Source organism: Spiractinospora alimapuensis (assembly GCF_018437505.1).
Taxonomy (GTDB): Bacteria; Actinomycetota; Actinomycetes; order Streptosporangiales; family Streptosporangiaceae; genus Spiractinospora; species Spiractinospora alimapuensis.
On sequence record NZ_CP072467.1, the window covers coordinates 5049772 to 5068901 of the forward strand.

Genomic DNA, 19130 nt, shown 5'->3' on the forward strand with positions numbered 1-19130 from the left:
CGTGCCAGAGCGGGGCCGCCGGGCCTCGCGGGGGGTGGGCCGGGGCGAGGATGAGCGGGACGGAGCCGAGGAGGACGAAGACGAGGACGTCGTACTGGACGAGTCGGGTGGACCCAGAAGCTCGTCCCGGGCCTGCATCAACTGGGCGACCCGTTGCTCAGCCTCTTGTCGACGTTCGAGGTCGGCGGCAGCCGTACGTCGCTGCCACAGTCGCAGCTCCGAACGGAACTTGCTCGCGATCTCCTCTCGGGAGGCGTTTCTGCCGAGTCCGAGGAGCGTGTAATGGTCGTCCAAAGCGCTGCCCCCTCGATCGAGACCGGTACGCGGTCAGTCCACCCACGGCCCGCACACTCACTCAGACGAGTGTAGAGACTGGTCCGTTCCACGGCTATCCGAAGATGCCGTCGGGACAGTTCGGAGGTGGACGAGCCGCGTGCTCCGACCTTACTCCGTCATGTGGAGCATCGCTGATGCGCGGTCAGCTCGCTGAGGTTGGCACTCATGACACTGGGGTAGTCATCGCCGGGCGAGGCCTCGGTGATGCCTTCCAAGGGGTCCAGGACGGAGGTCTCCACCCCGGTCTCCTCGGCGATGATGTCCGCCGTCCGCGCGCTCGCGAGCGTCTCGGTGTAGATCGTGTCGATGTCGCGATCGTCCACGATCGACGCGATCTCCCGGATTCTGGCGGGGGACGGCTCGGAGTCGGACTCGATACCGCTGATCGCGATCTGTTCGAGGTCGTAGCGATCCGCCAGGTACCCGAAGGCCGCGTGGCTGACGACGAACGCGCGTTGCGCACAGTCGGCCAGTCCGGCCTGGTATTCCGCGTCGAGGTCGGACAGCTCGTTGGTCACGGCCTCCGCGCCGTACTCTCCATCGGGGTCGATCTCGGAGAGGCGGTCACTCAGGGCCTCGCCCGCGGTGATGAAGCGTTCCGGGTCGAGCCACATGTGGGGGTCGAGCCCGCCGCCCTCGTCGTCGGGGACGGTGCGCAGCTCCACGACGTCGGCGATGTCGAGACTGTGCTCCGGCGCCTGTTCGGCCACGGCCTCGTCGACCGCCGGCTGCATTCCCGAGATGTAGACGACGAGGTCGGCCTCACCCATCTCACCCACCTGCCGTGGTGAGAGCTCCAGGTCATGCGGATCCGTCCCCGGTTCGGTCAGGTTGGTGACCGTCGCCTGGTCACCGGCCAGCTCTGCCGTCAACCACTCCAGTGGGTACACGCTGGTGTATACGGAGATTCCGTCGGCCTCCGTGTCATCACCGCAGCCCACCACCGCCAGCAGTGCCACGACGGCGCCCGCCGCTCCCAGGGTTCGCATGAACTCCATCATCCGGACAATGAAAACGGTTGTCAATTTGTCGGTTTCGGTGGGGTCGTCGTCCGTGGCATTGGCCGGAATCGGCCCATCCTGGTCGGCTCGCACTCCGGGGGTGAAGCGGGGTCGAGTGATCGGTGCGGTTCGGTGGGGTCCGTTGCCGCGACCCGAAGGCGTCTGCGGTGCTGCATTGACATCAAGTTCAATTGAACTTTTAGTGTTCATCGTGTTCGAAGCGGCGCGGGTTCGCGTCGGACCCACACGGATCAATGATCGGTTTTGGGGTTAGCCTGCTGACTGTTCGAAAACGGTGCCGGTCGCACCGTTTCGCACCTCCCCCCTGAACCCCGGCTGTTGCCCTGACCCAGAAGGACACATGATGGACACCACCGCCCCCGCGCTGGGCCGCGTACCTGGCTTGGTCTCGTGGCACTTGTGCTGCCAGCGACGATCATCTCGATGGATATGACGGTGCTGCACCTCGCGACGCCCCACCTCGCGGCTGCGCTCCAACCCAGCAGCAGCGAGCTGCTCTGAATCGTCGCCATCTACGGTTTCGCGATCGCCGGCCTCCTGGTCACGATGGGCACCATCGGGGACCGTGCCGGTCGGCGCCGACTGTTGATGATCGCTGTTGATGATCGGTGGTGTGCTTTTCGCCGGGGCGTCCATCCTGGCCGCTCTCTCCACCAGTCCCGCCATGCTGATCGCTGCCCGGGCCTTGCTCGGTCTGACGGGCGCGACGTTGCTGCCCTCCACACTGGCGCTGCTGACCAACATGTTCCGGAACCCCGTCCAGCGCAGGATCGCCATCGCGCTGTGGACCACCAGATTCTCCTTCGGGGCCGCGGCCGGTCCGCTGGTCGGGGAGCGCTGCTGGAGCACTTCTGGTGGGGGTCGGTGTTCCTCATCGCCGTCCCCGTGATGGTGCTGATGCTGGTGGCCGCTCCAGCACTCGTGCCCGAGTTCAAGGACCCGGAGAACGCCGGTCGGGCCGACCTGTTCAGCGTGTTGCTCTCGATGGCCACGCTTCTCCCGATCGTCTACGGGATCAAGGAACTCGCGAAGTACGGACCGCAGGTCCTCCCGATTCTGATGATCGTGGCGGGCTTCGCCGTGGGCGTGGTCTTCCTGCGCCGGCAGCGCATCCTCACCCGGCCGCTGATCGACGTCGAACTCTTCCGCCGTCGTCCGTTCAGCGTCTCCCTGGCCTCCCAGACCCTCGGCCTCTTCGCGCAGGGAGCGATCCAGTTCCTCATCATGCAATACCTCCAGCTGGTCGTCGGGATGTCTCCCCTGGAGGCGGGGCTGTGGACGGTGGGTCCCTTGTTGATGGGAATCGTCGGATCCCTGATGGCGCCCCGGGTCGCCCGACTCACCTCCCAGGTTTACGGTCTCGCCTTCGGTTTCGGCCTCGCGGCCGGCGGCTTCCTGCTGATCCTCCCCGGCGGACTCGGCTGGACCGTGGTCGGCTTCACTCTGACCAGCTTTGGCATCAACCTCGGGATGGTGCTCGTCTACGACATGATCCTCGCCAGTGCTCCACGGGAGCGCGCCGGTACCGCCTCGGGGATGGCTGAGACAGGTAACGAGCTCGGGATCGCCCTGGGAATCGCGGTGATCGGCAGCCTGAGCGCCGCCGTCTACCGTGCCCAGGTCACCGAGTCGAACCTTCCCGGGATTCCGAGCGATGCCGTGGACTCCGCCCGCGAGGGCGTGGGCAACGCGGCTGCCGTCGCCTCGGACCTCCCCGCCGACGCAGCGGACCAAATGCTCCGGGTGAGCCAGGACGCGTTCTCAAGCGGACTACAGACCGCTGCGGGAGTGCTCGCCCTGGTGACGGCCGGAATCGCGATCGCCGGGGTCGCGCTCCTGCGCGGCCGGCACGCGCCCGCCTCCGACGACGCCGACGGATCGGACGCTCCTGAGCAGCCGGACGACGCCGGGGACGAAAGGGGAGGCGCACCCGAACCGGTGGGCTGATTGCCCCACGAGGACGTGGACCTCAGGACAACGATGACCGTGGGGGCGCCGATCGGCGCCCCCACAGTCATTTCTCCAGGCTGGCGAAGCGTTCGACGTCGCGGATGCTTCCCGCGGCGATCACGATGTCGCCCTGTTTGGGGACCGTCTCGGCGGTCGCGTAGGTGAAGGCGCCCCCGCGCCGCTTGATGCTGACGATGGTGATCCGGTACTTGCCGCGCAACCCCGTCTCGCCGAGCTTGTGGCCGACGATGAACTGCGGGGCCTCCGTGCTGCCGAGCGCGAAGTCCTCGTCGATCTCCACGAAGTCCAGCATCCTTCCCGACACCAGGTGCGCCACCCGCTCACCCATGTCGTGCTCGGGCAGCACCACATGGTGGGCGCCGATCTGGTGCAGGATGCGGGCGTGCCGGCGGCTGGTGGCCTTGGCCCAGATGTGGCTGACCCCGAGGTCCACGAGCAGGGAGGTGGTCAGGATGCTCTCCTCCAGATGTGAGCCGATGGCGACCACGGCTCGGCTGAAGTCGGGGGCACCGATCTGGCGCAGCGTCTCGTCGTCGGTGGTGTCGGCGACGACGCTCTGGGTCAGGATGTCGCTCTGCGCCTGGACCCGGCGGGCGTTGGTGTCGACCCCCATCACCTCCCACCCGTCGTTGACGAGCTCCCGGGCCAACGAGCCGCCAAACCGCCCGAGCCCGATCACGAGCGCGCGCTTGTCGTCCTTTTCCTTGTTCCTGCGGGGCACTGTGCCCTCCTCAATGTCGTCAGCCGATGACGGGGCGGCCCTCGGGCAGCTCGTAGCGGCGGGTGCGGTACCGCAACGCGAGTGCGGAAGCGACGGTGATCGGCCCGAGGCGACCGGCGAACATGACCGGAACCAGGATCGCCTGGGCCACAGGAGGTAGGTCGCCGGTGATCCCCAAGGAGAGTCCCACGACCCCACCGGCGGAGATCGCCTCGAACATCACCTCCTGCAGGGTGAACGGGGTGACGGCGAGCAGGGCGATCACCGTGCCGCACACCAGGGTCATCGAGAGAAAGGTCAGTGCCAGCGACTGCCGAACCACGTCGGGGGTGAGGCGACGACCGGCCGCGTGCGGGTTCGGGTGGCCACGCATCTCGGTCCACACCACGATCCACAGCACGGCGAAGGTGGTCACCTTGATGCCACCCGCCGTGCCGCCGCTGCCACCACCGACGAACATGAGCATCATCGTGGCGAACACCGAAGAGTCGTTCATCGCACCGGTGTCGATGGCGTTCAGCCCACCACTGCGCGGGGTGACCCCGTGGAAGGCTCCGACCAGGAGTTTCTGCGGCCACTGCATCGGGCCCAGCGTCGCGGGGTTGGTCCACTCCATGGTCGTGATCGCCCCGATGCCTCCCACCAGCAGGAAGACCGTGGTGTACACGGTCAGTTTGGTGTGCAGGCTCCACAGCCGCTGGTGGACGAGGCGCCGACGCAGCTCCAGCAGCACCGGTACACCGATCCCACCGATGATGATGCCGAGCATGGCCGGGACGAGGATCCAGGGGTCGTCGTTGTACCGGGTGAGACTGTCTCGGAAGAGCGAAAGTCCCGCGTTGTTGAAGGACGCCACGGCGTGGAAGACCCCGATCCACAGGCCCTCGCCGAACGACTTGTCGTAGGAGAGCCACAGGCGTACGCACATAGGCAGCGCGATCAGGACCTCGAAGAAGAGGCTCATCTTCAGGATGCGGAGCACGATCCTGGGCATCGAGTCGCTTACGTTGAACGCGCGGGTCTCCTGTTGGAAGCGCAGGCGCGCCCGGAGACCGAAGCGGCCGATGACCAACAGCGCGAGGAGCGCTGTCAGCGTCATGATGCCCAGGCCGCCGATCTGCATCAGGAAGACCAGGAAGATCTGGCCGGGCAACGACCAGTGGGTCCCGGTGTCCAGGACGGCCAGCCCCACGACGCACACGGCCGACGTCGCCGTGAACAGCGCGGACACGAAGGAAGTCGATTCGCCGTCCGCGTTCATCACCGGCAGCATCAGCACCAGCGCGCTGACGACGATCACGCCCGCGAACCCCACCACGACGGCCAGGGCGGGACGCATGAAGCGGTGCCGGTTGATATCGCCGGTGCCGCCGAGACCGGGGCGACGAAGACGATGGCCCCAGGCGAGGAATCGATCCCGGAGGGAACCCAGAGTCCTCATCGGGATGACTCGCCTGGAGCCGTGTGGGTCAGGTGCACAGTGCTCGAAGGTAGCGCGTGGGACGCCGAGAAGGCCAGGTGACTCCCCCTACGGATCGACCTCTTCCCCCCGCGCCCGGTCAGGTGTGTCTGGCCCCTTCGTGGTCGACGTGTCCCTCCGGTTCGATCTGCAGTGTGGAGTGCGCCATGTCGAAGTGACCGGACAGGCACGCGTGGAGGTCGTCCAGGATCTTGCCGCAGTCCGCCAGTACCTCCTCGCGGACCACGACGTGGGCCGACATGACGGGGACGCCGGAAGTGATGGTCCACGCGTGCAGGTCGTGGATGTCGACTACTCCAGGCTGGGACAGCATGTGGTCGCGCACGACCTCCAGGTCCACGTTGCGGGGGGTGGCCTCGAGCAGGACGTGGACTGCTTCGCTGAGGAGGCGCCACGCACGGGGGACGATGATCGCGGCGATGAGGAGGGAGGCGACGGAGTCGGCTTGGTGCCAGCCGGTGGTCCAGATGACGACGGCGGCGATGATCACGCCGAGGGAGGTGAGCATGTCGCTGAACACCTCGAGGTAGGCGCCCCGGAGGTTCAGGCTCTTGTCCTTGCCCTTGCGGAGCAGCATCATGCCGATGAGGTTGCCCACCAGGCCGAAGGTCGCGACCGCGACCATGATCGGTCCGGTGACCGGTTCCGGCGACATGACCCGCTTGACCGCCTCGTACACCACGAAGGCACACAGGGCGAAGAGGATCAACGCGTTGGCCGCCGCCGCGAGGATCTCCGCCCGCTGTAGACCGAAGGTGCGCTTCGTCGAGAACGGGCGACTGCCCAGCCAGACGGCGAAGAGGGCGAGCGCGACCCCCGCCGAGTCGGCCAGGCTGTGGCCGGCGTCGGCCAGCAGGGCGAGGCTGCTGGAGAACCCGCTTCCGATGACCTGCACGACAGCGATGAACAGCATGAGGCCGAGGACGATCGCCAACCGTCCACGATGCTCATGCGCCGCGGTGCGTTCTCCATGGTCGTGACCGCTGGACACCTTGCGCCTCCGATCTGGGATAGTTCAGTCTCTACTGTTTATACACTCCAGGCTGTCGATAAAGCAAAACTTGTACAGTGGTTCCATGTTGACAACCGAGCAGCGTCTCGCCGCCATCCAGCGCCTCGGTCGGGCGTTGGGGGACCCCACCCGGTGTCGCCTTCTACTCGCGTTGCTCGATGGGCCCAGTTACCCTGGACGGCTCGCCGAGCAGTTGGGTCTCACCAGGCAGAACGTCTCGAACCACCTGTCCTGCCTGCGTGACTGTGGAGTCGTGGCGACCGAACCGCAGGGCCGCCAGGTCAGCTACCGCCTGGTCGACGACCGACTCGCCCACGCGCTGGAGGACCTGTTGTCCGTGGTGTGGGGCGACTCCGTCCCTCACCCCGGTCCGCACCGGCAGGAGAACGCGGTGGCCGACGCCGCCTCCTAGCGTTCCCCACCCCACTGCCCGGCACGCTCCCATGCCGGGACTGGGTGTTGCCGGGACCTCGGGGGTGCGCCGGGGGCGGTGTGCCAACCGATCCGATCTCGGGCGTGGCGTGGGGACGGTCCGGGGGCCGGAGCGCGCTCACGTCGTGGAGGAACCCGCCGGGCCCTCGCCGCGCGAGCCGGACACCTGTGTACGGAGTTCGAACCACACCATCCGGCCGTAGTCCCGATCGGCGGTGCCCCACCGGGCGGACAGGGCCTCCACCAGGTCCAGGCCACGCCCGTGGTCCGCGATGTCGAAGGCGTCGCGCTCCTGCGGTACGGGGACGCTGCTGCTCCCGGAGTCGCCGACCTCCACGCGCACGTGGCCGTCACCGACGATCACCGCGATGTCGAACTTGCCGCCCGGTGCTCCGGAATCGGAGTGAACGACCGCGTTGGTGACGACCTCGCTGGTGAGCAGGATGGCGGTGTCCGCCTCTGGGAGGTCACCCAGGCACCGTGCGACGAACCGCCGCGCGTGTTTCACCTGGCTCGGCAGTCCGGGAAATCGACGACGGCTCCGATGCCGGGTATCCGGCCGCGGATCGTCGTCGTTGTCGGTCTCGACCGTCTGGGGGGACGGTGGTGTCTGGCGATCACGCATTCGCTGGACACTCCCCAGGGGGCGTTGGTACGGCGCGGGCCGTGCGACGGGTTCACGAACACGCTCTGGGAGAACGGGCGGAACGGTGAACCGGTCCACGGATGCGCCTAGCGGGTTTTCTACTCACAGCAGGATACAGAAGCGGTTTCTGGTGGTCTTGGGTATCCCAGTGTCAAAGCGCGCATATCGACACACCCTGTGTCGCTGGCGACTTCGTGCGTCGTGTTGTGTCGTCGAACGGTGAGTCGCTGTCTGCCACGTTCCGCGGAGGACGGGGGCCCGGCCGGTGATCCCGCTGAGCGAAGGTGCCGGCCGGTCGGTTCACGATCGGTGGTGTTGGCGGCGGGCGGGCGGAGATGGTCAGTGCCATGACCAGGCGAGCCCCACGTGCTCGCGATCGAGGTTGTGGAAGTCCCAGTGGTAGAAGCCGGCGGGGCTGTGCTCGAGGTACTGCTCGGGCAGCGGAGCCGCGTCGGCGATCGTCGGCTCCGAGCCGCGGAACCGCCACACCCGCCGCGGGAGGGCCGGCTCGGTGAAGCAGAGGCGCACGGCGTAACGACCCACCGAGGGGCGGCCGTAGTAGCTGATCACCGGATGGGCGGGGATCTGGCTCGTGTTCTTGATGCTGTAAGACAGCCAGTGCGGTCGGTCGTCCGAGGGGTTCAGCTCGCGGGGGAGGCGTAGGACCGCGGTCAGGTATCCGCGGATGCTGGACTCGCTGCGGACCAGCTCGCATCCCGTGCCCGCGTGCAGGGTGATCGTGTCGGGGTTGGTGTCGGCGGGATAGTTGAACATCGCGCTCGCCAGGGAGACCCCCGGATGGATGGCCTGGATGCGTCGGATGGCATGTGTCTCCCGGATCACCCCTTGAGCGTCCAGGCGATACACGATCTCGTAGTCGCGCACCTGATACGCGGAGCGAATCACCGAGATGTCGGAACTCTCGGTGATCGCCGGTGGATCGGACATTGACGGTTTCGCGGAGATTCGGTGCGCACGTCGGCGCTGTTCAGTCGTTGATTTCAGGCGGGCGAACTCATCCAGCAGCCGTCCGTGTTCGCCGCCGAAGCGCAGCGCGTAGAGCTCGATGAATTCCCGCGACGGTGTGACGTGCCCATTCTCCACATTCGAGATATGGCCGGATGAATATTCCGGAATGCCGCGGGTCGTAACCCCGGCGGCGGTGCGGTATGCGCGCAGGGCCTGGCCCAGCCGGTAGTGCTCGTCGCTGTGTGGCTGCCGGTTCGACCCGCTCACCAGTGAGCCTCCTGGGAACCGAGTGCTTTGCTGCTTGCTTGCCACCTTTGCCTTATAGGCAAGCCGATGTGGAAAGCAGTGTACTTGCATTAGGGAGAACGGACAGGAACTTGGGACGGACAACTGAACAGAGGGACGACAAATCGCGAATCGCCGTGGGGGCGAGGATCGGGGAACAGGTGATCGCGCACCACGGTTCAGGCGACGGTTCTCAGAGTCCGGTCCGATACCGACGGGACGAGAGAACAGCGAGCGTCGAGTGCTCGGGAGGAGAAGACCATGGCGATAGTTCTGATGGCGATCGCATCTTTTGCCTGCGGGTTCGCCGTGGCCTGGGTCTTCGTCTGGAGCGCGGCCACATCCGCGATGAGCCGCCAATCCGACCGCAACAGTGCCCAGGTCAGCGAGCTCAACGCGCAACTACGGAGCCTGACCGAAGTGGCGGACGAGACCACGAACAACGACCTTCGCGGAGTCGGACCGGCGACATAGCCACCGACGTCGCCCTGCGAGCAGATCGAGACCGCGCGTGAACTCGACAGGGCGACAATCCAGGGGCGGGGACCGCACATCGTTCCGGTGTCCATACGGTGTGCGCCTCCCCGTCCCGCCAAGCCCGCGGCCCAGTGGGACGGTCCCGGGCGCGACCGGCCGGCATTGGTCGGCCAGGGAGGGCCAGCCGGGGAGAGGCAGGGCAGGCGTGCGCCCTGCGGCCGGTCGCTGGGGTGTCACCCACTTCGAGGCGCGTGGGTGACACCCCGCTTCCACCCCCTTGAGACGGTCGCGGTGTGGATCCTCTGCCGTTCCCGGTCGTCCGCCCGGAGCGGTCAGTCGCGGACCTCGGGGCGCCGGAGCGTCGCCCCCTGTCCACGGATGGCCTCGATTGGCCGCGGGCGTCCGATGACGTGAATACGATGGCGCCCATCCATGAATGTGATCCAGGAGTACCGTCCCTCGGGCCGTGTCGTGCGTGCAGTACGTATGGCGCTGGCCCGGCGCCGTGTGGTCATCGGCCTGGTCGTGCTCGTCATGCTGGTCGTGGCGGCATGGCTCGGGCCGATGGTGGCGCCATGGGAAGCGGGGGAGCGGGACTACGACGCCTTCCTCGCCCCGCCGTCGGCGTCGCACTGGTGGGGGACGGACAGCACCGGGCGCGACGTGTTCGTGACGACCCTGGTTGGGTTGCGGAAATCGCTGGTCCTGGGGCTGGCCGTGGCTGTTCTGTCCACCGCGGTGGCCGGCGTACTCGGGGCGGTGGCCGGGTTCTACGGCGGACTCACCGACCGGGCGTTCATGCGCCTCGCCGACCTGCTGCTCATCCTGCCGCCGTTCCTCATCCTCGCGACGCTTGCCTCACTGGCACAGGGCGGCGGGTGGGTGACCTTCGTTCTGCTCCTCGCGGGACTGCTGTGGATGGTCACGGCGAGGATGGCGCGCAGCATGACCCTGTCGCTGCGCCAACGTGACTACGTGCGGGCGGCGCGGTATATGGGCGTGCCGTCCCACACCATAGTGCTGCGCCACATCATGCCCAACCTCGCCCCGTTGCTGACGGTCGACGTCACGATGAACGTCAGTGGCGCGATCGTCCTGGAGAGCGCGTTGTCCTACTTCGGGTTCGGCCTGCGCTATCCGGACGTCTCCCTGGGCACCTTGATCGCCGACGGCTCCGCGCACGCCATCACCCATCCGTGGACCTTCGCCTTCTGCACCGGCCTGCTGGTCGTGGTCGTCCTGGCCGTGCACCTCATCGGCGACGGACTGCGCGACACCCTGGACCCGAGGACCCGCCGATGACCACCCCAGCCCTCACCGTCACCGACCTCCACGTGGGGTTCTCCCAGGGACGGGGGCAGCCGGAGGTGCGTGCGTTGCGTGGTCTGGACTTCGCCGTGCGCCCGGGAGAGATCCTGGGGATCGTGGGGGAGTCCGGCTCGGGGAAGACCACAGCGGCCCTCGCGCTGATGGGGTTGTTGCCGCAGTACGCACGCGTCACCGGATCCGTGCGACTGGGAGAGCGGGAGCTTCTCGGCCTCAGCGACGCCGAGTTCAGCGCCCACCGCGGCAAGGACATCGCCCTGGTGCCCGCCGACCCGCTGGCCGCCCTCACCCCGGTCTACGGCGTGGGCCGACAGATCGCCGAGGCGGTCGGAGTCCACGATCCCGGCCTCTCCCGCGCGCAGCGGCGGGAACGAGCCTGTGCCCTGCTGGACCGGGTCCGGTTCCCCGACCCGGAGCGCTGGTACGCGGCCATGCCGCACCAACTCTCCGGCGGCATGCGTCAACGCGCCATCATCGCGATGGCCCTCGCGCACGATCCCGCCGTGATCATCGCCGACGAGCCCACGGCGTCGGTGGACGCGTCGATGCGGGAGCACGTACTGCGGCTTCTCGCCGACCGACGATCCGAGCGCTCCTCGCTGGTGTTGATCACCCACGATCTGGGCGCGGTCAGTCGGCTCGCCGATCGGGTTCTGGTCACCTACGGAGGTCGGGCCGTCGAGGAAGGCCCGACCCACCGGCTGCTGCGACAGCCACGCATGCCCTACACCATCGGGCTGTTGGCGGCCCGGCCCCGCCTGGGCGCCAAGGAGGAGTTGGTGCAGATGCCTGGCTCCCCACCCACCACGGTCGAGGATGTTCCGGGATGTTCGTTCGTGGACCGCTGCCCGGTGGCGGTTTCCCGGTGCGGCACGGAGACCCCACCCATGACGAGTGCGGGGGAGGAGTCACGTGCCGCGTGCTGGCGGGTCGAGGAGTTCGCCGGGGCGAAGGCGACCGACATCTTCCCGTCCTCCGGTCCCGCACCACGGTCAGCGCCCCGGGGGACACCCCGGGAGCGGCGTGCGGTCCTGCGGGTCGAGGGGCTCGTCCGGCGCTACCGGTCAGTCGGGATGCCCCGGTGGTCGCCCCTGCTTCCCGGTATCCCCGAAACCGTCGCGGTCGATGGCGTGCACCTACGGGTCGGTGAGGGGGAGACGCTCGCCGTGGCCGGTGAGTCGGGTAGCGGGAAAACCACGTTGCTCCGGGAGATCCTCTCGTTCGACCGGCCGCAGCGAGGTCGGGTCGAGGTGCTGGGGCGCGACACGGGAGAGCTGAACCGGAGAGACAGGTTCGGGCTGCGGCGCCAGGTCCAGGTCGTGTTGCAGGACCCTGGTGCGTCGCTGGACCCACGGATGCGGATCCTCGACACCGTGATGGAGCCCCTTCGCACGCATCGCGGTGACGCGCTGAGGCGGGAGGGGCGCGACGTGCGTTTCGAGGACCGGGCGTTGGAGCTGCTCACCCTGGTGGGACTCAGTGCCCACGACGCCGGCCGGTACCCGGAGGACCTCTCGTCGGGGATGCGGCAGCGCGTGGCGATCGCCCGCGCGGTGGCGCTCCGTCCCAGCGTCCTGGTCCTGGACGAGCCGGTTTCTGGCCTGGACGTCTCAGTCCAGGCCGGAATCCTCGGCCTCCTGGACGGGCTCAAGGACCGCCTCGGTCTCTCCTACCTCATGGTCTCCCACGACCTCGCCGTGGTTCGCCAGGTAGCGGACCGCCTCGCGGTGATGCACCGCGGCCGGATCGTGGAGACCGGGCCAACGGACACCGTGCTGGAACGCGGGCGGCATCCCCACACCCGTGCCCTGGTTCGCGCATCCGACGACGCCCGCCCGGCGAGACCCCGGCAGCGTGACGGGAGGGAGGCGCGGGCGGACGCCGAGCCCCCACCCGACGCCACGGTGGACGGACAACACGCCCCCGCGGAGGACACCGGCTGTCGCTTCTGGTCCACATGTGGTCGTTACGCCGCACTGCCCGAGGGCTCGGCCCGCCTGTGCCGCACCGTAGTCCCCCGGGCGCCGTCCGCCGTCCCGGAGTCCGGCCACTCCGCCGCCTGCCACTACGTCCCCTAGACGAGGTCCGATCCGCCACGCGGTCGTCGGGGACCTGGAAGCGGGCAATTCATTCCTGGTTGGCGCAGTACGGCGCGATTTGGATCTAATAGGGTGGTCCGGAACGGGTGTTCACATCGTTCGGGGGACGGGCACATGGGTCGACCGGGTGCCAAGGCGGCGTCGGTAGCGGTCCTGGCCACACTGCTGGTCAGCGGATGCGGGGTCGCCGAGCTTCTCTCCGCGGATGTCCAACAGAAGGACGACCCCACCCCGGACAACCTGCCGACGGGACGGGACGTGCCGTCGACGGAGGAACCCCCGGCCCCCACCGAGGAAGAGGACGACTCGGACAGCCAGAGGGTGGACAGCGAACACGGCTGGGACGGCGGCGCCATCGAGACCACCACCGAGAGTGGCGTGACGTTCGCGGTGCCGGCGGATTGGGAGCGGTTCTCGGAAGCGGAGGTGGACACGGGCCAAGAGGCCGTCTACCTGTGGCAGGAGCCGGACGCCGTCTACATCCACGCGGAGAGTTCCGTCTTCAACATGGGCACTGGCGAGCCCGAGGCGGGGGTGACCGCGTACCTGGACGTGCTCGCCGAACTGGGCCAAAACGACCAGGATCCCGACCTGGACGCCCCCGAGGAGTTCGACGTCCCCGGTGCGGACGACGCCGTCCGGGTTGACTACGCCTTCTCCCAGCCCGGCTTCGAATCCACCGCCATCGGCTCAGTCATCGGATTCACCGCCACGACGGGCGAGCTCCTGGTCTTCACAGTCGCCGCCGACGGGGACAACGCGGTCAGCGAGCTCAATGAGGAAATCATCTCCACGCTGTTGGTGGGCGCGCCCCCGGGAGGCGGCGTCTAGACACTCCGGTGCAGGACTCCGATCGAGCCGCCCAGCAGGGCGCCGCTGGCAGAGGTCGCGATCATGGTGACCCCGATGCTCGTGTTGGATATCTGCATCAGCACCGGGACGCTCAGCAACCCGTACACACACGTCGTCACGCAGCACGCCCCCAGGACGGCGTACACGGGGCCGACCGCGGAACTGCAGGTCAGGCGCACGTGTGAGAACGCGGCCACAGCCCCGACTCCGCCGATGACCCCGACGATCAGCCCGAAGGTCCGGAGGGGGTTGTCATCGACCCGGTAGGAAACATCGATCAGGGAGAAAAAAGCGATCGCGGCGACGAGATAGCCGAAGAGGGCGATCAAACCATTGATTAGCGTCCCAATGAGGAATCGCTTCACGACAAATATCCTGAGGGGATTTCGAGGGTCGATGTACTTGACGGTCCGGTCGATTGTCGACAATTGTCAGTAGGTGGCGCGTCGAGTGATTGCGCTGTGTAGGGCCCCTCGCGCCAGCGGGTGTGTCACGACCGCCGTATCGCGGGCGTTCGTGAATAAGTGGCCCTTTCGTCACGCACAGTCTAACCATCCTCTGTGTGGTGTTCGGCGCGTCGACACGTTCGTGATGGGTGACTATTCCACAGGTGTCGTGCTGATTTCCGGATAATGGAGTTTCGCGGGAAATTCGCCGTCGTCCTGGTTCGCGGCTGGGCGCACCGAAAGCGGAACCCCGCAGGACACGGGGCGCGGTCGATCATGTCTACGACTGGTGGCTTCCGTCGTACGTGGATGACGGGTCGCGTGGTACACACGACACCGACCGCTTTTGGCCAGGCGGATCGGCCTAGGAGTCTCCCCGACAGGAGGGCAGGGGCATGGGCACGTGGTGACCGGTGGGGGAGGCACTGAGGTACCACGCGTCGGTGGTGACGGACTCACTGGTGTGCTCGCCGTACTGTGCGCCGATGGGGATCATGCGCCAGTACACGGTGCCGCCCATCGTGTGCTCGGAACCGGATCGTTCCCGCACGGTCTGCCACACCTGGGCGCCCTCGCGGACGAGTTGGCGCCAGGCGTCGTCCGTTGGGTCGTGATCGAGCATGGTCTCCCAGAAGTGGCGGAACACCCCGGTGGTTCCGGGGTACCGCCGCAGGAAGTCCTCGCCCAGCTCACGCTCAGCGGCGTCGGTCAGCGGGACACGAACCGTGAGTGTGCGAACCTGTTGGGCCGTGGCGTCGTTGGCCGTGTCCGCACCCAGATAACGCACGTGGCCGCCACTGGTGATTCCGAACGGCATACGGTGGTCGAGCGATCCCCCGTAGGCGTGCTCGGCGTGAAGGCGGATCGAGCGCAGCGTGCCGTCGGAGTCCCGTTCCGCCTCGATCCCGGCGGTCCAGTCCAGGCTGCCCGCGCCCCCGACTCCCAGGATGACCTCTCCCTGCGCGCTCAGGGAACCGCTTATGCTGTGCCCCTCGCGCAGAACGGGGTCCGCCGTGCGGTCGTCCCGGCTCACCACACGTTGGCCGTTGGCCTCCAGAGCGGCCCCCAGACCCATCCCGATGTCCACGGACGCCTCACCGCCGGGCACGGCGTCGAGACGCAGGCCCGTGCTGGTCGCGGTGGTCCCGTCGACGCGCAGTTCCTCCGAGGTGAGTCGGATGTCCGGTGTCGGGAGCTCGGGCGCGGTCCCGGTGGCACGACGCCACCACTGACGCGCGGGGTCGGCACCGATCGCGTCGTCGTTGAGCGTCTCCTCGAACGCGGTGGCCTCCTCGCCCTCGTCCGGTCCGAAGGTCCACACCATCCCGTGGCCCCACCGATAGGCGCCCTCCGCTTGGGCGTGCCAGCCCAGCCGGCTGCCGGCCTTCCCGTTGCCAACCGTCCCTCCGGCACCGACCCCCGCACCCACCTCGTCGGTCCAGGGCTGCGCCGTGTACCACACGCTTCCGTCAGCCCACTCGGTGCGGGTGACGGCCGTGTCCCCCCGATAGTGCACGAGGGCCTGCGCCCGCACCCAACGCCGTTGTTCGGCCGTGTGCCGTGGACAGGCGGCGGCCACCTCTCCTGAGACACCCGGATCACTCGGGGCACAGTCCTCCGTCGATCCTCCCAAGGCCACACAGAACGCCCGCCGAACATGCTCCGACACGGTCCCAGCCACTCCCGTCACCGGGAGCATCGCGACGATCACCACCCCCAACGCGACCACCACGGCGTACTCCACCAACCACCCACCTCGGTCACCCATCGCACCCCCAGGGACAGCGGCGACGAGCCCAGCATCCCCCCATGGCGAAACCCGCCACCAGAGCCCCAGGACCCATCTTCACGCAGGTCCCGGACCTGGGCTGTGGCAACGCTATGGGTGCTGTTGTCCTCGCTGTAGCGGGTCGAAGCGCACCCCCACCGGTCGGATGTGGAGGAATCCTGATGGGGGTGGAGAAATCCTGGTGGGGGAGGTGTGGGAGGTGGAGGGGGGTTAGCCCGCGCAGATGTGGCGGGCGACCTGGAGGTCGCGTTGGATGGCGCGCACGCCGGCGTCGAGTTGCGGGAGGGTCTGACTGAGGTAGGCGGCGCGGGCTCGGGCGGCTTTGCGGGTGGTGGGGAAGCCGTCCCGGGGGCGGTCGCAGCGGCCGATGATGACGCCGGCGACGATGAGGGCGATGCCGGAGATGTAGGGCGGCCAGGGGAAGGAACCCAGGTCGAAGAGCTGTAGGTTCCCGCCCAGCAGCACGAGGCCGACTCCGATGATGATGAACGCGATCCGGATCGGGTGCAGCCAGCGCCACAACCACACCGAGCGCTCCGCGGCCTCCAGCTCCTGCTTCGCGTCGTGCAGCCGGAGTTCCCACTGACGGCGCTGGTCGCCCAGGGACGCGACGATGTCGGTCGTCGCCCAGATCGCGGCGGCCCGGCCGGCGGCACGTTCCCCACCCGCCGACTCGACGGATCGCCACAACACGTCCGACCACTCCTGGGCGTTGTGGTCACTGAACGACGGCTGAGTGATCATCTCGGGGTGGAGCAGGTAGGTGAGCACCATCGCCGTGTTCACGGCACGTTTCTGGTTGCGCCATCCGGCGAGCTGCTCAGCCATCCGAGCGAGGAATTCCTCCGCGGCGTCCTCGGCCTCGCGGAGCTGTTCGGTGAGCCGGCGCAGGTCGGTCTGTCCCTCGTGCATCGCCAGCGTGCGCAACACCTGTGGTCGGGCCAGCAGCAACAGCTCCCCGGCCGTCCGGTCCCCGGTCACTACCCGGTCGGGATTGCTGAACAACTGTGCCAGCCCGGCGACGGAGGCGTCGTGCCCGCGGAAGACAGGTGGTAGCTGCGGGTTGGCCTGCACGATGAAGGACGCGACCGCGAGGTTGATCTCGTCGGGTCGGCGTCGGAACAGGGACCGGTCGACGGTGGTGTCGTTCAGGTCGTCCATCAGCCAGGCGCCCAGCGTGGCCAGCTCCTCCGCCGACCCGAACAGTCGCGCCGCGGCCTTCCAGTCGCGCTGCATCTCCGCCGCCAGGCTGCGCGGGTCGGTGAAACGCATCCCGTTGAAGTGGAACGGGGGAACATCGGACGTGCCGCGCTGGCGAGAGCTGCCGCCGTCCAGCGCCGCGCGCGACACCACGGGATAGACGGACTTGGGCGACGGTGGGGTAGGTGGCGCGGTGAGCGGGAGCTCGGGGGGAGGGTATGTCGGGGGGCTCTCGACCCGTGTCGGGCCGATACCAGCGACGGAGCCCTCGCCGTGTTCTACAGGAGGCGCGGGTGACATCACCGCGGTCTGCGGCACGCTGTTGACGGGGGACACGAGGAGGGTCAGGAGGCGGGCCGCGTCCGGACGCCGCTCGGGATCCTTCTCCAACGCGGCGCGAACCGTGGAGGCCAGCGGCTCCTCCAGCGCCCCGATGTCGGGCGCGCCAGTGAGAACCCGAGTGATGCGGGCCGCCTGGGTCGGTCCCGGGAACGCTTCCCTGCCGGTGCCCGCGAACACCATCGACGCCCCCCACGCGAACACGTCCACGGCGGGGCCGAGTCGTGCTCCCTCCAACTGCTCGGGAGCCATGTAGCCGACCGTGCCGACCACCCCGCTCGCGGTGACCGCCGTCGCCTCCAGGCCGCGGGCGATTCCGAAGTCGATGACGCGTGGTCCGTCCGCCGCCAACATGATGTTGTCCGGCTTCAGGTCCCGGTGGACCACCCCGGCCGCGTGAATCGCCGCGAGCGCCGTGGCCGTCGACACCGCGAGCCGGTGGAGCGCGTCCCCGGAGCGGGGGCCCTCGTTCACCACCGCCGTACTGAGCGTCGGGCCGTCCACGTACTCCGTGGCGATCCAGGGCTGGTCGGCGTCAGGGTCCGCGTCCAGGATCGGGGCCACGCAGAACCCGCTGACCTTTCGGGCCTGCGACAGCTCCTCGGCGAACCGGCGGCGCATCGCGGGGTCAGAGGTCATGCTGGTGTGCAGGACCTTGACCGCGGCGCGTTGACCCTCCTCGTCCACCCCGAGGAAGACCTCACCGAAGCCGCCCCGCCCCAGCAGCTCGACCGTCCGGTACGGCCCCACCTGGCCGGGTCCGACGACCTGCGGGTCGGTCTCGTGGACCTCGTCACTGCCTTCCGCCACGATCGCTCCTCGGTGACCCGGGTTTTCGTCGGGACACTATGGCACGCGGTGACGGACGAACTCCACTTGAGTCGCCGGGTGGGGCCAAGTTCGCGATCGATTAGTCGTCGTATTCGACCTGGAGCCGCGGTTGGCCGTCGGCGCAGGTGATCGTGTACTCGACCTCCTGGCCACCGCCCTCGAACTCCACTTCGGCGTCGTCGTCGGGCCCCGGGTCGACGTCCTCCACCCAGAACCCCTGGGCGGCGACCCACCACACGAGCTCGGCCCGTCCGTCGGTGCAGCGTGCGAGCACCGTGCCCCCGTCCTCGGAGAAGAGGGCGCTGCCGTCGTCCTCTTGGGCGTCGGCGTCGTCGGGAACCTCGGGGAGCTGTCCGGACGGGAGCTCTTCAGGAGGCTCCTCGCTCTCCGGTGCGGACGGGTCGTCCTTGGCTTCGTCACCTCCGTCGCCGTTGTTCTCGGCGCGCTGGAGCTCCGCGGCGACCTCGGCGTCCGACATGGGCTCGCCCGGGCCGGTGAGAGACCCACCCTGGACCAGGAGCACAGCGGTGATTCCGGCCGCGACGGCGACGATGGCGGCGGCGACCCACCCAGCGATGACGATTCGTGACTGCATGCCCATCAGAGTTCCTCACCAGAGACTAAGACCAGGCTAAGAGGTCCCTAAGTCGGAGTTCAGGACCCAACCTTGGGCAACGCGCCCTCGCGGAGTGGGGACCGGGCCACAGCACTGACTCCGAGGTTCCGACGCCGCCGGCGTGATCCCCACCACGTGCCACGCGGCGGGCCGCGCGGATGTGGATCGGTCCGGAAGTGACGCGCTCACCGGACAGAGAAGCGGTCTGTCGGCGCTATGACCAGCTCTTCCCTGGCGATCATCCTGGCCACGCGACGGACGGCGGCGCTCGCGTACCGGTG

15 protein-coding genes and 1 pseudogene are annotated in these 19130 nt (G+C 68.2%); 6 read left to right on the forward strand and 10 right to left on the reverse strand.

What is annotated here, in order from left to right; all coding sequences use genetic code 11:
- Positions 1-452: 452 nt before the first annotated feature.
- Complete coding sequence (locus J4H86_RS23615; RefSeq protein WP_236540450.1) at positions 453-1325, reverse strand: metal ABC transporter substrate-binding protein; 873 nt, start codon at positions 1323-1325, stop codon at positions 453-455.
- 634 nt (positions 1326-1959) lie between these two features.
- On the opposite strand from J4H86_RS23615, the pseudogene J4H86_RS23620 reads away from it, so the two are divergent.
- Positions 1960-3305 (forward strand): annotated as a pseudogene (locus J4H86_RS23620) (MFS transporter).
- 67 nt (positions 3306-3372) lie between these two features.
- Here J4H86_RS23620 and J4H86_RS23625 read toward each other — a convergent pair.
- The 3 genes from J4H86_RS23625 to J4H86_RS23635 all read right to left on the reverse strand — a co-directional run bounded on the left by J4H86_RS23625 (position 3373) and on the right by J4H86_RS23635 (position 6521).
- Positions 3373-4050, reverse strand: a complete 678-nt coding sequence (locus tag J4H86_RS23625; RefSeq protein ID WP_236540452.1) for a potassium channel family protein — start codon at positions 4048-4050, stop codon at positions 3373-3375.
- A 19-nt stretch (positions 4051-4069) separates the two neighbouring features.
- Positions 4070-5491 carry a TrkH family potassium uptake protein gene (locus J4H86_RS23630; RefSeq protein WP_236540454.1) on the reverse strand — a complete coding sequence of 474 codons (1422 nt, stop codon included), beginning with the start codon at positions 5489-5491 and terminating at the stop codon, positions 4070-4072.
- A gap of 118 nt (positions 5492-5609) precedes the next feature.
- Positions 5610-6521: a cation diffusion facilitator family transporter gene (locus J4H86_RS23635; protein ID WP_236540456.1), complete on the reverse strand. Its 912-nt coding sequence runs from the start codon at positions 6519-6521 to the stop codon at positions 5610-5612.
- An 85-nt stretch (positions 6522-6606) separates the two neighbouring features.
- On the opposite strand from J4H86_RS23635, the gene cmtR reads away from it, so the two are divergent.
- The gene (gene cmtR, locus J4H86_RS23640; protein WP_236540458.1) at positions 6607-6954 is read left to right on the forward strand and encodes a Cd(II)/Pb(II)-sensing metalloregulatory transcriptional regulator CmtR; all 348 of its coding nucleotides are present in this window, start codon (positions 6607-6609) and stop codon (positions 6952-6954) included.
- 138 nt (positions 6955-7092) lie between these two features.
- On the opposite strand, the gene J4H86_RS23645 is transcribed toward cmtR, so the two are convergent.
- Together J4H86_RS23645 and J4H86_RS23650 are read right to left on the reverse strand one after the other, a co-directional pair.
- Positions 7093-7599, reverse strand: a complete 507-nt coding sequence (locus J4H86_RS23645) for an ATP-binding protein (protein WP_236540459.1) — start codon at positions 7597-7599, stop codon at positions 7093-7095.
- 360 nt (positions 7600-7959) lie between these two features.
- Positions 7960-8856 (reverse strand): helix-turn-helix domain-containing protein, encoded by an 897-nt coding sequence (locus tag J4H86_RS23650; protein ID WP_236540460.1) that lies wholly within the window; start codon positions 8854-8856, stop codon positions 7960-7962.
- 279 nt (positions 8857-9135) lie between these two features.
- Between J4H86_RS23650 and J4H86_RS23655 the strand changes: the two genes are divergently transcribed.
- The 4 genes from J4H86_RS23655 (at position 9136) to J4H86_RS23670 (ending at position 13607) form a co-directional block, all read left to right on the forward strand.
- Complete coding sequence (locus tag J4H86_RS23655) at positions 9136-9348, forward strand: hypothetical protein (RefSeq protein WP_236540462.1); 213 nt, start codon at positions 9136-9138, stop codon at positions 9346-9348.
- 435 nt (positions 9349-9783) lie between these two features.
- The gene (locus tag J4H86_RS23660; RefSeq protein WP_236540463.1) at positions 9784-10653 is read left to right on the forward strand and encodes an ABC transporter permease; all 870 of its coding nucleotides are present in this window, start codon (positions 9784-9786) and stop codon (positions 10651-10653) included.
- Entirely contained in the window at positions 10650-12755 is a 2106-nt protein-coding gene (locus tag J4H86_RS23665; protein WP_236540465.1) for a dipeptide ABC transporter ATP-binding protein, read from the forward strand. The genes J4H86_RS23660 and J4H86_RS23665 overlap by 4 nt, the downstream gene beginning before the upstream one ends.
- A gap of 135 nt (positions 12756-12890) precedes the next feature.
- Positions 12891-13607 carry a hypothetical protein gene (locus tag J4H86_RS23670; protein WP_236540467.1) on the forward strand — a complete coding sequence of 239 codons (717 nt, stop codon included), beginning with the start codon at positions 12891-12893 and terminating at the stop codon, positions 13605-13607.
- Here J4H86_RS23670 and J4H86_RS23675 read toward each other — a convergent pair.
- The 4 genes from J4H86_RS23675 to J4H86_RS23690 all read right to left on the reverse strand — a co-directional run bounded on the left by J4H86_RS23675 (position 13604) and on the right by J4H86_RS23690 (position 18828).
- Positions 13604-13993, reverse strand: coding sequence for a hypothetical protein (locus J4H86_RS23675; protein ID WP_236540468.1), 390 nt, complete (start codon positions 13991-13993; stop codon positions 13604-13606). The two genes, J4H86_RS23670 and J4H86_RS23675, sit on opposite strands and share 4 nt — an antisense overlap.
- Before the next feature lie 445 nt (positions 13994-14438).
- The gene (locus J4H86_RS23680) at positions 14439-15842 is read right to left on the reverse strand and encodes a hypothetical protein (RefSeq protein ID WP_236540470.1); all 1404 of its coding nucleotides are present in this window, start codon (positions 15840-15842) and stop codon (positions 14439-14441) included.
- A gap of 231 nt (positions 15843-16073) precedes the next feature.
- Positions 16074-18212 (reverse strand): serine/threonine-protein kinase, encoded by a 2139-nt coding sequence (locus J4H86_RS23685; protein WP_236540472.1) that lies wholly within the window; start codon positions 18210-18212, stop codon positions 16074-16076.
- Between the two features lie 100 nt (positions 18213-18312).
- Positions 18313-18828 (reverse strand): hypothetical protein, encoded by a 516-nt coding sequence (locus J4H86_RS23690; protein ID WP_236540473.1) that lies wholly within the window; start codon positions 18826-18828, stop codon positions 18313-18315.
- Positions 18829-19130: the final 302 nt, after the last annotated feature.

What these genes read in the sequence shown, in the direction of transcription:
- J4H86_RS23615 (WP_236540450.1), bottom strand. Translation starts at nt 1,325, where the DNA reads ATGCGAACCCTGGGAGCGGCGGGCGCCGTCGTGGCACTGCTGGCGGTG.
- J4H86_RS23630 (WP_236540454.1), bottom strand. Translation starts at nt 5,491, where the DNA reads ATGAGGACTCTGGGTTCCCTCCGGGATCGATTCCTCGCCTGGGGCCAT.
- cmtR (WP_236540458.1), top strand. Translation starts at nt 6,607, where the DNA reads ATGTTGACAACCGAGCAGCGTCTCGCCGCCATCCAGCGCCTCGGTCGG.
- J4H86_RS23645 (WP_236540459.1), bottom strand. Translation starts at nt 7,599, where the DNA reads ATGCGTGATCGCCAGACACCACCGTCCCCCCAGACGGTCGAGACCGAC.
- J4H86_RS23655 (WP_236540462.1), top strand. Translation starts at nt 9,136, where the DNA reads ATGGCGATAGTTCTGATGGCGATCGCATCTTTTGCCTGCGGGTTCGCC.
- J4H86_RS23660 (WP_236540463.1), top strand. Translation starts at nt 9,784, where the DNA reads ATGAATGTGATCCAGGAGTACCGTCCCTCGGGCCGTGTCGTGCGTGCA.
- J4H86_RS23665 (WP_236540465.1), top strand. Translation starts at nt 10,650, where the DNA reads ATGACCACCCCAGCCCTCACCGTCACCGACCTCCACGTGGGGTTCTCC.
- J4H86_RS23670 (WP_236540467.1), top strand. Translation starts at nt 12,891, where the DNA reads ATGGGTCGACCGGGTGCCAAGGCGGCGTCGGTAGCGGTCCTGGCCACA.
- J4H86_RS23680 (WP_236540470.1), bottom strand. Translation starts at nt 15,842, where the DNA reads ATGGGTGACCGAGGTGGGTGGTTGGTGGAGTACGCCGTGGTGGTCGCG.
- J4H86_RS23690 (WP_236540473.1), bottom strand. Translation starts at nt 18,828, where the DNA reads ATGCAGTCACGAATCGTCATCGCTGGGTGGGTCGCCGCCGCCATCGTC.